The sequence below is a fragment of the Streptomyces sp. NPDC017520 genome (assembly GCF_044329855.1).
Classification (GTDB): Bacteria; Actinomycetota; Actinomycetes; order Streptomycetales; family Streptomycetaceae; genus Streptomyces.
Genome location: NZ_JBIRKB010000001.1, coordinates 130,388 through 145,802, shown reverse-complemented (window position 1 = coordinate 145,802; position 15,415 = coordinate 130,388). Strand labels below are relative to the sequence as shown.

Annotated in this window: 17 protein-coding genes; 4 read left to right on the top strand and 13 right to left on the bottom strand. The window is 72.0% G+C overall.

Going from position 1 to position 15,415, the window contains the following annotated elements:
• Positions 1 to 2 precede the first annotated feature (2 nt).
• From ACH4KB_RS00685 to lxmA, 5 genes are all read right to left on the bottom strand, one after another.
• Complete coding sequence (locus tag ACH4KB_RS00685; protein ID WP_398062251.1) at positions 3 to 1,124, bottom strand: T3SS effector HopA1 family protein; 1,122 nt, start codon at positions 1,122 to 1,124, stop codon at positions 3 to 5.
• Entirely contained in the window at positions 1,121 to 2,374 is a 1,254-nt protein-coding gene (locus ACH4KB_RS00680; protein WP_398062249.1) for a phosphotransferase, read from the bottom strand. Before ACH4KB_RS00680 ends, ACH4KB_RS00685 begins: the two co-directional genes overlap by 4 nt.
• A complete protein-coding gene (locus ACH4KB_RS00675; RefSeq protein ID WP_398062247.1) occupies positions 2,371 to 3,630 on the bottom strand; it encodes a hypothetical protein in 1,260 nt (419 codons plus the stop codon). The genes ACH4KB_RS00680 and ACH4KB_RS00675 overlap by 4 nt, the downstream gene beginning before the upstream one ends.
• Positions 3,627 to 4,355 (bottom strand): flavoprotein, encoded by a 729-nt coding sequence (locus ACH4KB_RS00670; RefSeq protein WP_398062245.1) that lies wholly within the window; start codon positions 4,353 to 4,355, stop codon positions 3,627 to 3,629. Before ACH4KB_RS00670 ends, ACH4KB_RS00675 begins: the two co-directional genes overlap by 4 nt.
• 88 nt (positions 4,356 to 4,443) lie before the next feature.
• Positions 4,444 to 4,659, bottom strand: coding sequence for a lexapeptide family class V lantibiotic (gene lxmA, locus ACH4KB_RS00665; protein WP_018960897.1), 216 nt, complete (start codon positions 4,657 to 4,659; stop codon positions 4,444 to 4,446).
• Between the two features lie 171 nt (positions 4,660 to 4,830).
• Between lxmA and ACH4KB_RS00660 the strand changes: the two genes are divergently transcribed.
• The gene (locus ACH4KB_RS00660; protein WP_398062243.1) at positions 4,831 to 6,606 is read left to right on the top strand and encodes an ABC transporter ATP-binding protein; all 1,776 of its coding nucleotides are present in this window, start codon (positions 4,831 to 4,833) and stop codon (positions 6,604 to 6,606) included.
• 136 nt (positions 6,607 to 6,742) lie between these two features.
• A complete protein-coding gene (locus tag ACH4KB_RS00655; RefSeq protein ID WP_398062241.1) occupies positions 6,743 to 7,285 on the top strand; it encodes a hypothetical protein in 543 nt (180 codons plus the stop codon).
• Positions 7,286 to 7,413: 128 nt separating this feature from the next.
• Here ACH4KB_RS00655 and ACH4KB_RS00650 read toward each other — a convergent pair whose 3' ends face one another.
• Complete coding sequence (locus ACH4KB_RS00650) at positions 7,414 to 7,650, bottom strand: helix-turn-helix transcriptional regulator (RefSeq protein WP_398063308.1); 237 nt, start codon at positions 7,648 to 7,650, stop codon at positions 7,414 to 7,416.
• Positions 7,651 to 7,926: 276 nt separating this feature from the next.
• On the opposite strand from ACH4KB_RS00650, the gene ACH4KB_RS00645 reads away from it, so the two are divergent.
• Positions 7,927 to 8,919 (top strand): helix-turn-helix transcriptional regulator, encoded by a 993-nt coding sequence (locus tag ACH4KB_RS00645; RefSeq protein ID WP_398062240.1) that lies wholly within the window; start codon positions 7,927 to 7,929, stop codon positions 8,917 to 8,919.
• Positions 8,920 to 8,997: 78 nt separating this feature from the next.
• Here ACH4KB_RS00645 and ACH4KB_RS00640 read toward each other — a convergent pair whose 3' ends face one another.
• The 7 genes from ACH4KB_RS00640 to ACH4KB_RS00610 all read right to left on the bottom strand — a co-directional run bounded on the left by ACH4KB_RS00640 (position 8,998) and on the right by ACH4KB_RS00610 (position 14,584).
• On the bottom strand, positions 8,998 to 9,276 hold the full coding sequence (locus ACH4KB_RS00640; RefSeq protein ID WP_398062238.1) for a hypothetical protein: 279 nt from the start codon (positions 9,274 to 9,276) through the stop codon (positions 8,998 to 9,000).
• Positions 9,255 to 9,530 carry a hypothetical protein gene (locus ACH4KB_RS00635; protein WP_398062236.1) on the bottom strand — a complete coding sequence of 92 codons (276 nt, stop codon included), beginning with the start codon at positions 9,528 to 9,530 and terminating at the stop codon, positions 9,255 to 9,257. The genes ACH4KB_RS00640 and ACH4KB_RS00635 overlap by 22 nt, the downstream gene beginning before the upstream one ends.
• A 292-nt stretch (positions 9,531 to 9,822) precedes the next feature.
• On the bottom strand, positions 9,823 to 10,275 hold the full coding sequence (locus tag ACH4KB_RS00630; RefSeq protein WP_018960890.1) for a heat shock protein transcriptional repressor HspR: 453 nt from the start codon (positions 10,273 to 10,275) through the stop codon (positions 9,823 to 9,825).
• A 1-nt stretch (position 10,276) separates the two neighbouring features.
• The gene (gene dnaJ, locus ACH4KB_RS00625; protein WP_398062234.1) at positions 10,277 to 11,467 is read right to left on the bottom strand and encodes a molecular chaperone DnaJ; all 1,191 of its coding nucleotides are present in this window, start codon (positions 11,465 to 11,467) and stop codon (positions 10,277 to 10,279) included.
• 96 nt (positions 11,468 to 11,563) lie between these two features.
• Complete coding sequence (gene grpE, locus ACH4KB_RS00620; protein WP_361873196.1) at positions 11,564 to 12,214, bottom strand: nucleotide exchange factor GrpE; 651 nt, start codon at positions 12,212 to 12,214, stop codon at positions 11,564 to 11,566.
• Positions 12,211 to 14,064 (bottom strand): molecular chaperone DnaK, encoded by a 1,854-nt coding sequence (gene dnaK / locus ACH4KB_RS00615; RefSeq protein WP_398062232.1) that lies wholly within the window; start codon positions 14,062 to 14,064, stop codon positions 12,211 to 12,213. The genes grpE and dnaK overlap by 4 nt, the downstream gene beginning before the upstream one ends.
• Before the next feature lie 277 nt (positions 14,065 to 14,341).
• On the bottom strand, positions 14,342 to 14,584 hold the full coding sequence (locus ACH4KB_RS00610; protein WP_398062230.1) for a hypothetical protein: 243 nt from the start codon (positions 14,582 to 14,584) through the stop codon (positions 14,342 to 14,344).
• Positions 14,585 to 14,743: 159 nt separating this feature from the next.
• Between ACH4KB_RS00610 and ACH4KB_RS00605 the strand changes: the two genes are divergently transcribed.
• Positions 14,744 to 15,358, top strand: coding sequence for a sugar transferase (locus ACH4KB_RS00605; protein WP_398062228.1), 615 nt, complete (start codon positions 14,744 to 14,746; stop codon positions 15,356 to 15,358).
• Positions 15,359 to 15,415 lie beyond the last annotated feature (57 nt).

Sequence of the window (15,415 nt, the reverse complement as noted above, 5' to 3'; positions counted from 1 at the left end):
GCTCACACTCCAGCGGTCGTGGTCGTGGTCGTGGTCGTGGTCGTAGTCGTGGCCGTGGTCGTGGTGTTCGCGGCGAGGTCGCCCCCGGGACGCTCGGAATTCGCGGGTTTCACGGCCAGGTTGTTCTCGGGGTGCGCGGGGTCGATGCCCGCCGCGTGGAAGGCCCGTACGACGTGGCCGGCGAGGTCGTCGGTCCCTCCGGCCCCTCCGGCCCCTTCGGTCCCGTCGGCCCCTTCCAGGGCGTGGTCGACGAGCGCGGTGGCCAACGCGAAGCTGCGGTGCTGCCCGAAGCTCATGCCGTCGTGTCCGGGGCGCGGGTCCCGCGGGTCCCACGCGGCGGCGACGCCGGGGGCGAGCCGGGCGGTGAAGAGCGAGGTGTCGGCGCCCAGCCCCGGCAGGTCCCGGACGGCGGCCACCACGGCCCGTTCCGCCGGTGCGTGGTCGCCGTGCAGATAGACGACGACGCTGTCGCGGCGCGGGTAGTCGTCCTCGTCGGACAGGACCTTGGCGTGGTAGCGCGCCCCCGCCCCCTCCAGCGCGGCCAGCGCGGCGGCCCACAGCGCGACGGCCCCGTCCGCGTCGCGGGCGTGCAGGAAGAGGCGGCGGACCGGGCCCGCGGGCGACGGCAGGGCCCGCGACCCCATGACGTAGAAGAAGCCGGGCGAGAGAGCGGGCCGCGCCGCCTCCAGCGCGACCTCGACCAGCTCGCCGGGGGCGGGCGTACCGGGGGTGACGAGCCGGTCGGCGCCGATCCGGGCGGTGATCTCCGGCAGCCGTACGACCAGTTCGCCGCCGTCCGTGACCTCGACCAGCCGCCCCGTGACCGGGGTCCTGGCGTGCGGCACGGCCTCGGTGAGGCGGCGCTCCAGCGCGGAGTCGCGCAGCGACCTGCGGGGCGGGGCGTCCGCGTCCCTGCGGTGCGCTCCGTTCCCGGCGTGGAACTCCTCGTACAGCGCGTTGGTGAGCCGGCCCCGCAGGTCGCGCGGGCTGTCGGCGGTCAGTTTCCGCCCGGCGACCTCCGCCGCGAGACCGTCGGCCCGTACGGAGACGAGGCCGAGCGCGGCGGTGAGACGCGGTGCCGGGGACGGCCCGGCGGAGAGGGGCAGCGGACGGTCGAGGATCATCGGGGGCTCCGGGGCGTGACGGTGCGGCGTGGTGGGGCGGGGGCGGGAGCGGTCAGGCGGAGGGTGGGGACGGCCCCGGCCGGATTCAGCAGGAGGGTCCGTCCGATCCCGGCGGCGGCGCGCGCGACCGGGTTGAGGACGGCGTGCGCCTGCGCGGTGGCGATGAGCCGGTCGAACAGGTGCCACCCCGCGAACCCGGCGGCCCGCTCCGCCAGCTCCGGGTCCGGGGTCCGGCAGCCGGTGTAGCCCTCCCAGAAGGCCGCGACACGGGGAAGGTGGCGGCGCAGCCCGGCGGTGCCGCGTTCGACGATCTCCTGGTGGGTGAGGTCGAAGCCGAGCGCGACGGTGTCCCCGGCGGCGGCCTCGCCCGTCGGCGCGAAGACGGAGTAGGTGGCCTGGAAGAGCCATTCGCCGACGAACGCTCCGACGTCCCGGGCCGGATCGGCCCACCTGAACTCCTCCCAGTCGCAGAGGTAGAGCGAGCCCCCGTGGACGATGAACTGGTCGAAACGCAGATCGCAGTGGGCCGGGGTGTGCGGCGCCGTACGTTCCCGCTCCCGGAGCCGGTGGAGCGCGCCGACGACCTCGGTGTCGTCCTGGACCAGCTTCCAGGCGGCGATCTGCGCCATGCTGCGGTCCTGGACCTCGCTCCACGGGAACGCCCGCAGCCAGCGCATCGGCGGCAGGGGGGCCTCGCCCGTGTCGATCACCACCTCTGCCACGCCGCCGGACGGACCGGCCACCCCGGGCACGCCGACGGCCGCGGCCTGCCCCGTGCTCGCCGGGCCGCCCACCGGCTCCATGGCGTGCAGGGTGGCGACGGCTCGCCCCGCCTCCCGGCACAGCTCCTCGTCGAAGTCGCCGTCCAGCGCGACCTCCGAGCCCGACCGGGCCCCGGGCAGCAGCCGGAACGCGCTGACGGCGGCGGCCCGGTCGGTCCCGAGGTGTTCGGGCGTACGCAGCGGCGAGCCGGCCGGGAGCCGTGCGGCCGACGCCTCGAAGGCGAGCGCGCGGTCGATCTCGGGACGGCTGCCGTCGGGGGACCGGGCGACCGTCTTGACGAAGACCTGCTGGCCGCGGGTGGTCGTCCCGGCCCAATTGTCGTTGCGGCCGCCGAAGGCGGTCAGCCCGTCCGGAGCGAAGGGGCCGAGGCCCAGCCGTTCCAGCAGCGCGTTCACTTCCGGCGCGGCGTCGAGGCCGGTCGGCCGGTAGCGGATCAGCGCGGGCGGTTCGTTCGTCGTGGTCGTCATGACACTCCTCGGGGGACCGCCCGGCGGCCCTCCTCATCGATCAACTCGGCGGTGAAGGCGAGGTAGTCCAGCAATTCGTCGCTCCACTCGCAGTACGTGGCGAAGTCCCGCATGTGCGTGACGACGCGGAGCACGGCGCAGCGCCCCACGGCCGCCGGGTCGTACCCCGGACCTCCGCCGCCGGTGCGGTCGACGCCCTCGCCGTACACGCCGTCGCCGCCCTCGCCGACCCCGCCGTGCACGCCGTCGCCGTACACGCCCAGGAACACCTGCTGGAGGACGGCCGCGGACGGCAGCCCCGTGCCCTCCTCCTCCCGAGCCCCGGCACGGTCGTGCGCGACGCGGTAGAGCGGTGACGACCACGCCAGCTCGACGAGGTCGCCGAGCATCCAGCCCAGGTCCAGCTCCCGGCGCCCGGCGCCGAGGTCCTGGCCGGTCAGCAGCGCCACCCGGCCGCGGCTCCTCGGCGGTACGAGCGCACCGGTCGAGGCCCAGCCGTGGAGGAGCACGGCCGACGCCCCGACGCCCGTGGGCCGTTCGGCGTCGTCCGCCCAGTCGAGCAGCCGCGCCGTGCGGGCGCTGCCCCACACCTCCAGCGCATGTCGCCGGAGCCGTTCCGCGGCGGGGACGAGCGGAACCGTCCCGCTCGCCCACTCCCGCAGCCGCCGCAGCCCCGGCGGCGGGGCCGGCTCCAGGCCCTGCGGCAGGGGGACGCCGTGCAGGGCCCGCAGGGCCCGGGCGGCGGCGGTGAGGGAGTGGGCGACGAGCCGCCCGGCCTGCGGGCGGGGGTCCCGCAGCCAGGCGGCGGCCGAGACGGAGCCGGCGGCCCGGTGGAGCAGCCCGGTTCCGTGCGTCTGCCCGGTGGACAGCAGCGCGGCCCCCGCGCCGGCTTCCCGGCCGGGGACGAGCGGGACCAGCCCGAGGGGTGCGCGCAGCGGACCGGCGTGACGGTGCCCCGGGCCGTGCCACCACAGGAAGCCGCCGTCCTGGTCCTCGTACACACGGGTGACCTGGAGGCCCGTACCGTGCTCCGCCACGAGGACAGCCGCTCCGGCAAGGGGGCCCGCCCCGGCCAGGGAGACGGCACCGGCCCGGGGGTCTGACCCGGCCAGGGGGCCCGCCCCGGCCAGGGGGCCCGCCCCGGCCAGGGGGACGGCACCGGCCAGAGGGTCCGACCCAGCCAGGGGGCCCGTACCGGCCCGGGGGTCCGTTCCAGCCCGGGGGTCCGCCCCGGCCAGGGAATCCGCCCCGGTCACGCCGCCCGCTCCCGGCCCCGGCCCTGGCCCCGGTTCCCGGCCGCGTCGGGGCGGCCCTGCCCCGGTCCGGCCCCGTCGCCACGCGCGTCACGCGCGTCACGCGCGTCACCCGGAGCGCCGCCCGGAGCGCCGCCGCCCGGAGCGCCGCCGCCCCCGCTCTCCTTCCGGCGCGCGACGCAGAGGTCGTACAACTCGTTCAGGGGGGCGGAGCCGCCGTCCTCCACCTCGCCCGTACGCGCGCTCCGCGCCGGGATCGTCGGCGCGAGCACCACACCGGGCCGCTCGCGCAGCACCGCCAGGTGTTCCCGGACGACCGGGCTTGCGAGCGCACCGGGCGGCAGCGACGGCGCGACGCCCACCAGCGCCCGGGTGGTGTGCAGCGCGACCATCAGCGGTGTGTCGGCGACGCCGAGGGCGTACCGGCCGACGAAATTCATGGTGGCGGGATGGACCAGGATCAGATCCGCCCATTCCGCAAGTTCGACATGCGGCACGTCGACGCCGGAGAACGCGTTCCAGTCGTCGATGAATACTTCTTCTCCGGAGAGCACGGCCACCGCGTCCCGCGAGACGAACCGGCACGCGGAACGCGTCAGTGCCACTCTCTTCTCCACGTCGGGAAAGGAATTCCCGAGCCAGTTGATCCAGAACGGCAGGAAGGCGACGCCGAGGGCTCCCGTCCCCACGACGAGAACGCGCTCGAAGTCCCGTTGCTGTTCCTCCACGACGCCTCCTGTGTGCGCGTTGGGGCCGGGGCCCGGCCGGAGCGTGCGCTCCGGCCGGACCCCGCGGCTCACTCCGAAGAGAGCCTGGTCAGCACTTGTTCTCGACGGTCTTCGCAGCGAGCGAGCCGAGAGCGGCGGCGCACTGCTGCGAGGAACGCGCGCTGATGATCGTGGCGCGGATCGCCCACGGGATGGTGGGGCTGAAGGCCGGCGCGGCGTCCTTGCCGTCGTGCAGGCCCAGTTCCTCGGCGGAGGTGTAGGCGGTGTAACCGTCGAACAGGTCCTGCTCGGTGACGTTCTGCATCAGATTTCTCTCCATGAAAGGAAATTGACTACCAGTCATCTCGCGATGCCCGGCGTCCGTTGCGGACAGAAAGAACAATGGACCGCGACACCTGGCCCGCACCATTGACTCTTGCGGCATTGCCGCAAGCGACAGTTCCCCGCACACGAAGGAGGGGATAGAACTACGAGGGTGAACACACCTGACGCAGAACAGCCTCCGGCAGAGCGGCCCGCGCTGCGGGCGCTGCTCTCGTACGCGCGTCCGCACCGCGGCGTCCTCCTCACCGTCCTGGCGCTGACCCTCCTGGGCAGCGCCGCCGGCCTCGCCCAGCCGCTGGTCATCCAGTCGGTCCTGGCGAAGCTCATGACGGGCGAGGGACTGCGGGACGACCTCCTCCTGCTGTCCGGCCTGCTGGTCGCCTCCATCGGGCTGACCTGGGTGCAGGCCTGGCTCAGCGAGCGGACCGCCGAGCGGGTCGTGCTCCAGGTCCGCCGCGGGCTCATAACGCGCCTCGTACGCCTGCGCACCGCGGAGTTGGACCGTGTCGAACCGGGGGGCCTGACGACCCGCGTCACGTCCGACAGCACGCTCGTCCAGCACGCGGCCACGGGCGGTCTCATCCAGCTCGTGGACGGCTCGATCCATCTCCTGGCCACGATCGTGCTGATGGGCATCGTCAGCCTGCCGCTGCTCGGCATCACCTCCGCCGTGCTGGTCGTCGTGGGCATCGCGATGGGTGTCGTCATGCCCCGCATCAAGCGGGTGACCACCGAGGCGCAGACCTCCGTCGGCGAGATCGGCGCCGCGCTCGACCGGTCGCTCGGAGCGGCCCGGACCGTGAAGGCCAACGGCGCCGAGGCGAAGGAGACCGAGCGGGCGACCGACGCCGCCGAACGCGCCTACCGGGCCGGCCTCAAGGGGGCCCGGTACCACGCGCTGATCGCCGTGCTCGCCGGGCTGATCGTCCAGGCGTCCTTCCTCGCCGTCATCGGCTTCGGCGGCGCGCTGGTCGCCATGGGCACCCTCGAACTCGCCGCGCTGATCGGCTTCCTGCTCTACCTGTTCAACCTGGGCGGCCCGGTCCTCTCGCTCGTGGGCGGAACCACGGCCCTCCAGCAGGGACTCGGCGCCCTGGCCAGGATCGAGGAGGTGCGGTCCATGGCGGCGGAGGACGACGTGGACGGTACGCCGCCGGTGCCGTCCGGCCCACCGCCCCGGGTCACGGTCGACGGCCTGACCTTCGCCTACGAGGGGCGCACCCCCGTCCTGGACGGCACGAGCTTCATCGCACCGGCGGGCAAGGTCACCGCGATCGTCGGCCCGTCAGGCAGCGGCAAGACGACGGTGTTCTCCCTGATCCAAAGGTTCTACGACAGCGAGACCGGCCGCATCCTGCTGGACGGCACCGACATCCGCACCCTTGCCCGGGCCGAACTCCGGCGCCGCATCGCGTACGTCGAGCAGGACTCACCGATGCTGGCCGGCACGCTCCGGGAGAACCTCCTCTACTCCGCGCCCGACGCGAGCGACGAGGCCGTCGCCGACGTGCTCCGCAGGACCCTGCTCGACGACTTCGTCTCCTCCCTCCCGGACGGTCTCGACACGGCTGTCGGCTCCCGCGGCCTGGCGCTCTCCGGCGGCGAGCGCCAACGGCTGGCGATCGCACGGGCGTTGCTGCGGCGCCCGCAGGTCCTGCTCCTGGACGAGGTCACCGCTCATCTCGACGGGCTCAGCGAGACGGCGCTGCGCAGGACGGTGGAGGAGGCGGCGCGGGACTGCACGGTATTGCTCATCGCCCACCGGCTCTCGACGGTCACCTCGGCCGACCGACTGGTCCTGTTCGAGAACGGCCGGGTCAGCGATCACGGACGGCACGAGGAGCTGCTGGAGCGCAGTGCCCTCTACCAGGACCTCACCGCTACGCAGTTGACCCCCGCAAGCGCGGCCGCCCCCGCACCTCGCTGAGCACGAACATCTCGGGCCGCTGCCGCGCCCCTGCGAGAATTCCGTGCGCCGCCCCCGGCGGAACCGAACATCCGCACGCCGAACATGTCCTCACCGAACACCCCCCTCAGCACGACCGAAGGGTTCAAGGATCCAGATGACCGACACCACTCCCACTCCCCTGCCTCTGCCCGCCGCGACGGAGGACGACCACTACGGCGAGATCGCCGTCGAACTCCTCGGCGAACAGCGGGAGAAGCTCGTCGTGAGCGGCGAGCGGATTCCCACGATCACCATCGTCCGCGCGCCCGAGGCCGAGGTCGACGACCACATCGTCATCGGCACCCGGGACCCCCGGCACCTCACGATCACCGTGGACGGAGAGCCCGCGACGATAAAGCCCGCCAAGGGCAGGCTGCGGAGGCAGACCTACCGGGTCGACGTCAGCTGCGCGGGCACCCGTTACCGGCTCGTCCCGGACTCGATCCCCGGCAGCCGGCTGACCCGGGACGGGAAGCACCTCGGGGACTTCTCGTCGGACGGCGACCGCCGGGTGATCGCCGAGTGGCGCGAGGACGCCGGGACCGTCGAACCGCTCGACGCGGCCATCGGCTACGCGCTGTCCGCGGCGTTCGGCACCGGCGGCCAGCCCATGTGGATGATGCTGGTCGACGCGGTCAGCACGGCCCTGCCCGGCTGAGGACCCGGCCGGCGGCCCGGCCGCTTCCGGGGCCGGGCACACGAGAAGTCCCCTGCGGGAAGCGATTCCTCCCGCAGGGGACTTCGGCCGTCGCACTCCGCCCGGAGGCCGAGCACCGGAGGGTCAGGTCACGGACGCAGGCCCCTGATGTCCTCCGCGTACAGGTTCGACACGATCGCGGCCTCGAACCTGGACTTCAGATGCAGCTTCCGCACGATGCTCGACGTATGCGCCCGGACCGTCCGTTCCGTGATGCCGAGTCTCCGGGCGAGCCAGCGGTTCTGCTCTCCGCCGCCCAGCAGCGCGAGCACCTCGCGCTCGCGCTCCGTGAGCGTGGTGAAATCCAGTACCTGTCGGTCGATCATCGTCGTCACAGCAGCCCCCTAGTTGTGATCATCCACTGTTGTCAGTCTGTTGTCGGTCTGTAGTCCGTCTGTGGTCAGTCTGTTGTCCGCCCCGCGTCCGTTCCTCGCCCGACCGGGACTACCTGCACCTTTACCCTTCGATTACCCTTTCCCTCACCAGTTCGGCGGCTGCGTGGCATCTGACCCATGCCCCAGCCATCAGTTCGACGGGCGCCCGGCATCTGACCCATGCCGGCGCGCCGACAGTTGTTGTGCGGCACGCGGGGGGCGGCAGCAGTGAGCGACGGAAGTCTGTCCATACTCGGTATCGACGCGACGGAGGAACGCGTCTATCGGTACTTCCTGCGCAATCCAGGAACCAGCACCGAGGACATCGACATCCTCCTCCACCGCCCGCGTGAGGAGGTGGAGAAGGCCCTCGCCCGGCTCGACGAACTGTGCCTCCTGCGGACCGACGAACACGGCGGAGCGACGGCGACCGATCCGGAGACCGCGATCGAGCGGCTCACGGAGATGCGCCTGCGCGAGCTGCACGAACAGCTCCACCAGGTCACCAGGTCCCGGCATCTGGTGTCCGACCTGACTGCCGAACAACAGGCCCGCCCCCTCGCCGGACAGGGCGTGGAGCGGCTCGAAGTCCTGCGGCACATCCGCGACCGGATCGACGACCTGGCCTTCTTCGCCCGGCAGGAGATCCTCTCCGTCGAGCCGTACACCGCGCTCACCCCGGAGAACATCGCGCACGCACGCCCGCTCGACATGCGGTGTCTTCGCCGCGGCGTGCGGATCCGCAGCGTGGTGCTGCGGGAGGCGCTCGACCACCCGCCCACCGTCGCCTACCTCCGTGAGCTCAGGGCCCAGGGCGCGTCGATCCGGGCCGCGGACGACCTGTCCGAGCGCATCCTCGTCTACGACCGCCGAACGGCCCTGGTGCCCGTGGACCCGGCCGACACGTCGAGCGGCGCACTGGTCACCCAGCAAGCCGGCCTCGTCTCCAACATCCTGGCCCTGTTCGAGAAGATCTGGACCGAGGCCACGGACCTCGCCGCCCTCATCGACACCGGCCCCGCGCCGACGGGCGTGCTCTCGGAGATGGAGCAGCGTGTCATGGAGGAGATGTGCCGGGTCGCGAAGGACGAGACGGGCGCCCGGAACCTGGACATCTCGGTACGGACGTACCGCCGTCACGTCGCCGACGTCCTCCGCATCCTGGACGCGACCAGCCGCCCGCACGCGGCCCTGCTGGCCCGCGAAAGAGGCTGGATCTGAGGCCCGGCACACGGAAGAAGAAGTGAGGGGCCGTCAGTCCGGAGCCCTACGGGGCTCAGGCCCCGTCGGTCCGGAGCCCTACGGGGCCTGCCGTCCCTCCAGCGTCCGTCCCTCCAGCGTCCACCCCTCCAGCGTCCGGCCACTCAGCGCCTCTGCGCAGCGTTCCCGCACCTCGTGCTCCCCGCCGCCCCGGATCAGGACCGTGATCCGGTCCTCCTCGATGCGCTGGGCGCACTCCCAGTGCGCGGGCAGCATCCCGAGGAGCCGGAGCACGGCCGTCCCGGCGGGCGCGGCGTGCGCGCCGACGCGGACCGCCACGACCTCGACGGGGTCGTCTACTGCCAGCCGTTGACGCACTTGGCCTTGCCCCTGTCCGGTCCGTGAATCTTCGGCAGCGGTACGCCGCAGAGAAGCCCGGCGACCGCGGCGTTCCCCTCCGCGAGCGCTTGCGAGATCCCTCCGGGCAACGTGGCCGGCCCGCCGTGCAGGGACACTGCCCCCGTCTCCGTCCCCGTACCGGCGTGGGCCGGGACGGCGGCCGCCCCGACGACCAGCCCCAGGATCATTCCCCCGGTACCGACCATCCTCCCGGTGAACGCGCAGACGCCCATGTGTTCCTCCCCGTACGTCAGGTGTCCTGCCGGCTTCCCTCGCCGACGCCCATAAGCTTGCCAGTGACACGTGCCCATGACAGGGGTGATCACTGTCAACTTGCTGCATATGCCGGGCTACTTGGTGCCAACCGTATTCCGCCGCAGCACTCCGGAGGTTTTCGGCCACCTGAGGACGCGCGGCGACCGGGCGACGCGGGGACACACGACGACGGGGCCGGGAGAGCGTCATCCGCTCTCCCGGCCCCATGGCTCACGCGGGGTCCGGCCGACTCACGTCAGCCGTGTCCGGTCAGTCCGTCGGCCGCTTCGGCTTCGGCCGCCAGACCACCAGCGCGCTGGTCTGCTGCACGTCCTGGTACGGCACGAGGTCCCGACGGTACGAGGCGTGCACCTGGGCCTCGCGCTGCTGGAGGGCGACCGCCGCGCCGTCCACCGCCGCCGAGAGCTCGGCGACGCGCTGCTGGAGGGCCGCGACCTGGTTCTCCAGCTCGATGATCCGCTTGATGCCCGCGAGGTTGATGCCCTCGTCCTGCGACAGCTGCTGCACGGTGCGCAGCAGCTCGATGTCGCGGGCCGAGTAGCGCCGGCCGCGCCCGGCCGTACGGTCCGGGGAGACCAGGCCGAGACGGTCGTACTGGCGCAGGGTCTGCGGGTGCAGGCCCGAGAGCTGGGCCGCGATCGAGATCACGTACACCGGTGTCTCATCGGTCAGCTGGTACGGATTGCGTCGACGGCCGTCCATCTCAAGCTCCCTTCGCAGCCTGGAACAGTTCCGCCCGCGGGTCCTCGTCCGCGGTCGCCTTCCGGTAGGCCTCCAGGGCGTCCCTGGCCTCCTGGCCCAGCTCCCTGGGGACCGCGACCTCCACGGTGACCAACAGGTCGCCGCGGGTGCCGTCCTTGCGCACCGCGCCCTTGCCCCGGGCGCGCATCGTACGCCCGTTGGGGGTGCCGGCGGGAAGCTTCAGGGTGACCGGGGGGCCGCCGAGGGTGGGGACCTTGACCTCGCCGCCGAGCGTCGCCTCCGGGTAGGTGACGGGCACGGTGACCGTGAGGTTGTCGCCCTTGCGGCCGAAGACCGGGTGGGCGTCGACGTGGACGACGACGTACAGATCGCCGGCCGGACCGCCGCGTTCGCCCGCGCCGCCCTTGCCGCGCAGCCGAATCCGCTGGCCGTCGGAGACGCCCGCCGGAATCCTCACCTGCATGGTGTGCGCCGACTTCGCCCGGCCGCTTCCCTTGCAGACGTCGCAGGGGTCCTGGGCGATGAGGCCCCGGCCCTTGCAGTCCACACAGGGGTCGGTGAGCGAGAAGCCGCCGCCGCTGCCGCGCGAGACCTGGCCGGTGCCGACGCAGGTCGGGCAGACCCTGGGGGTGCCGTTCTTGTCGCCGGTGCCGGAGCACGCCTTGCAGGGCGCCTGGCTGGACATCCGCAGCGGGACCGTGGCCCCGTCGACCGCCTCGGTGAAGCTGAGCGTCACCTCGGACTCGATGTCCTGGCCGCGCTTCGGCTGGACCCGGGTGCCCGTGCCGCCGCGGTTGAACAGCCCGCCGAAGACGTCGCCGATACCGCCCCCGCCGCCGAAGCCGCCGCCCGCGCCGCCCTGTCCACCGCCCGGGGCGCCGCCTCCGAAGAGGTCGCCCAGGTCGAAGTTGAAGTTGCCGCCGGCACCACCGGGGCCGGGGCGGAAGCCGCCGTTGCCGAAGAGGGCGCGCGCCTCGTCGTACTCCTTGCGCTTCTTGGGATCACCCAGGACGTCGTTCGCCTCGGAGATCTCCTTGAAGCGCTCCTCCGCCTTGGCGTCACCCTTGTTGGCGTCCGGGTGGAACTCGCGGGCGAGCTTCCGGTACGCCTTCTTGACCTCGGCGTCGGTGGCGTCCTTGGGGACGCCGAGGACCTTGTAGTAGTCCTTCTCGACGAAGTCCTTCGTGCTCATCGACGTCCCTCCTTCCGGACGATCGGCCGAGCGGCCGGCCCGTGGGCCGGCCGCCGGGCCGGTCGGTGGGCACCGTGGTGGTCAGACGCGTTGCCGTCAGACCTCCTCGGTGCCACCGCTCTCCTCGTCGTCTGTCTTCTCTTCCTTGGCCGCGGCGGGCGTGGCGCCCGGCTGCGGCTCGGCGACGGCCACCCGCGCGGGGCGGATGGTGCGCTCGCCGATGCGATACCCCGGCTGCAGGATCGCCACGCAGGTCGTCTCGGTGACGTCCGGCGCGTAGCTGTGCATCAGGGCCTCGTGGATCGTCGGGTCGAAGGGCTCGCCCTCCTTGCCGAACTGCTGGAGGCCCAGCTTCGCGACGGTGGTCTCCAGCGATTCGGCCACCGACTTGAAGCCGCCGACCAGCTCGCCGTGTTCCCGCGCGCGGCCGACGTCGTCGAGGACGGGCAGGAGCTCGGACAGGAGGTTCGCGACAGCGATCTCCTTGACCGTGACCCGGTCCCGCTCGACGCGGCGGCGGTAGTTCTGGTACTCGGCCTGGAGCCGCTGGAGGTCCGCGGTGCGCTCACCGAGCGCGGTGCGTGCCTGGTCCAGCTGTGCGGTCAGACCGACGGTCGGGTCGAGGTCCCCGGCCGGGGCCGCCGCCTCCTCCTCGGAGGAGTCGGCAGCCTTCGGCTCGGCGTCATCAGGGGTGGCGCCGGAGGGGACGTCGGGCTTCTCCTCAAAGCCCGGAGTCTCCTCGGTCACGCCGCACCGCCCTTGGTGTCCTTCTCGTCGTCCACGATCTCGGCGTCGACGACATCGTCGTCGGCCTTGGCCTGACCGTCGCCCGGGGCGTCGGCGCCCGGGGTCGCACCATCGGCCTGGGCGTTGGCGTACATCGCCTGGCCCAGCTTCTGGGAGACGGCCGCGACCTTCTCGGTGGCCGTGCGGATCTCGGCGGAGTCCTCGCCCTTGAGCTTCTCCTTCAGCTCGGCGACAGCGGTCTCCACCTCCGTCTTCACGTCGGCCGGGACCTTGTCCTCGTTGTCCTTGAGGAACTTCTCCGTCTGGTAGACGAGCTGCTCGCCCTGGTTGCGCGACTCGGCGGCCTCGCGGCGGGCGTGGTCCTCCTCCGCGTACTTCTCGGCCTCTTCGCGCATCCGGTTGACCTCGTCCTTCGGCAGCGAGGAGCCGCCGGTGACGGTCATCTTCTGCTCCTTGCCGGTGCCGAGGTCCTTGGCGGCGACGTGCATGATGCCGTTGGCGTCGATGTCGAAGGCGACCTCGATCTGCGGCACACCGCGCGGGGCCGGCGGCAGACCGGTCAGCTCGAACATCCCGAGCTTCTTGTTGTACGCCGCGATCTCGCGCTCGCCCTGGTAGACCTGGATCTGCACGGACGGCTGGTTGTCCTCGGCCGTCGTGAAGATCTCGGAACGCTTGGTCGGGATCGTGGTGTTGCGCTCGATGAGCTTGGTCATGATCCCTCCCTTGGTCTCGATGCCGAGGGAGAGCGGGGTGACGTCGAGGAGCAGGACGTCCTTGACCTCGCCCTTGAGGACACCGGCCTGGAGCGAGGCGCCGATGGCGACGACCTCGTCCGGGTTCACACCCTTGTTGGCCTCCTGGCCGCCGGTCAGCTCCTTGACGAGCTCGGCGACGGCGGGCATACGGGTGGAGCCACCGACGAGAACGACGTGGTCGATCTCGGAGAGCTGGATGCCCGCGTCCTTGATGACGTTGTGGAACGGGGTCTTGCAGCGGTCCAGGAGGTCCGCGGTCAGCTGCTGGAACTGCGAGCGCGTGAGCTTCTCGTCCAGGTGCAGCGGGCCCTCGGCGGACGCCGTGATGTAGGGCAGGTTGATCGTGGTCTCGGTCGAGGACGAGAGCTCGATCTTCGCCTTCTCCGCGGCCTCGCGGAGACGCTGGAGAGCCATCTTGTCCTTGGACAGGTCCACGCCGTGCCCGTTGGCGAACTGCTTCACCAGGTAGTCGACGACGCGCTGGTCCCAGTCGTCACCACCGAGGTGGTTGTCACCGTTGGTGGCCTTCACCTCGACGACGCCGTCGCCGATCTCCAGGAGGGACACGTCGAAGGTGCCGCCACCGAGGTCGAAGACGAGGATCGTCTGGTCGTCCTTGTCGAGGCCGTACGCCAGCGCGGCGGCGGTCGGCTCGTTGACGATGCGCAGGACGTTCAGGCCCGCGATCTCGCCGGCCTCCTTCGTCGCCTGACGCTCGGAGTCGTTGAAGTACGCCGGGACGGTGATGACCGCGTCGGTCACCTTCTCGCCCAGGTAGGACTCGGCGTCGCGCTTCAGCTTCTGCAGGATGAAGGCGCTCATCTGCTGCGGGTTGAAGCTCTTGCCGTCCAGGTCGATCTTCCAGTCAGTGCCCATGTGGCGCTTGACGGAGCGGATGGTCCTGTCGACGTTGGTGACCGCCTGGCGCTTCGCGACCTCGCCGACGAGCACCTCGCCGTTCTTGGCGAAGGCGACGACGGACGGCGTGGTCCTGGCGCCTTCGGCGTTGGTGATGACGGTGGGCTCGCCGCCTTCGAGAACGCTGACGACGGAGTTAGTCGTGCCCAGGTCGATGCCGACCGCACGTGCCATTTCAATTCCTCCAACTGACTACTTGAGTGGATCTGACTCAAGAATGCATGACGCCGACGCCCGAGTCAACAGACCTGAGTCTCTTACGCTCAACTTAAGTGCTCACAGAGAGCACACCCAGGGCACGTCCACTCCGCACCCGCCCCTCTCGGCCACCCCACGACCGCACCCGCGCACGCCACACCCCGCGCGCACCACCCACCCCACCGTCTCACCGTGGGATCGTTCTGTCACAAATTGCCGCGAGACGGTCGCAACCGTCACCGACCGGCAGGTTTCACCGTGGATCGTCACACCATCGAACCTCGAACCCCGGGCGGGCGCGATGCAGAACGCGAGGAAGCCGCGCGTACGGCGGAAGAACCAGAGAAGCCAGAGAAGCCAGAGAAACGAGAAGAGCCAGGAGGGCCGGAAGAGCCGGAAGGGCCGGAAGGACCAGCAGGGCAACCAGATCCAACAGGCCCACCCGGTCCAGCAGGTCGAGCAGGTCCACCAGGGCCAGCAGGGCCAGCAGGGCCACCGGGTCCACCAGGTCGAGGCACCGCGCCACCCGCTCCCACATCCGTACGCGGCCCCGCACCCACGCCAGCCCCTACCCTCGCCCCCGCCCCCGCCCCCGCCCCCGTACCCGACAGGGACAGGGACAGGGACGGTCAGGGGCCAGTTCCCCTCGCCCCCCATGGCACACCTGGCCGGCCTCGCCGACCGGGCCGGGCGGCTCGCGGACCGCTTCCTCCCGCGCACCCCCGCCGAACGCGTCCTGGACCTGACTCTCGGCACCGCCCTGCTGGTCCTGACCGCCCCCGCCGTCGCCGCGGCGGCCCTCGCCCTGAGCGTGCGGCGCGCCCCGGGCGGCGTCTGGGACCGCCGGCCCCGGACCGGCCTGGGCGGACGGGTCTTCGAGCTGCGCACCCTGCCCACCCGGAGGCTCCGGGTGGACCTGTTCTCCCGCCTGCCCCACGTCGTACGCGGCGACCTCTCCCTGGTCGGCCCCGCGCCACTGGCCCCGGGCGACCCACGGGCCACCAGGCCCGGCGCCCGGCAGTGGCGGCAGGAGCTGCGGCCGGGGCTCACCGGCCTCGCGCAGGTGCGCGCCCGCTCCGGCATGCCGTGGGACGACCCCGCTCTGCTGGACCAGCACTACGCAGAGCACCATGGAGTGGTGCTCGACCTGGCGATCCTCGCCGAAGCCGTACGCGGTCCCCTGCGGACGCGGCTCCGGACGGCCCGTCGGACCAAGGCACACCTGAGCGACGCAGATCACCGACGACCCGGCTACAGCACGGTGGAATAAGTGGATAGTGTCAGCACAGACTAATTAAGTTACTGCTTAGTAGTAGTGGGCAGTAGT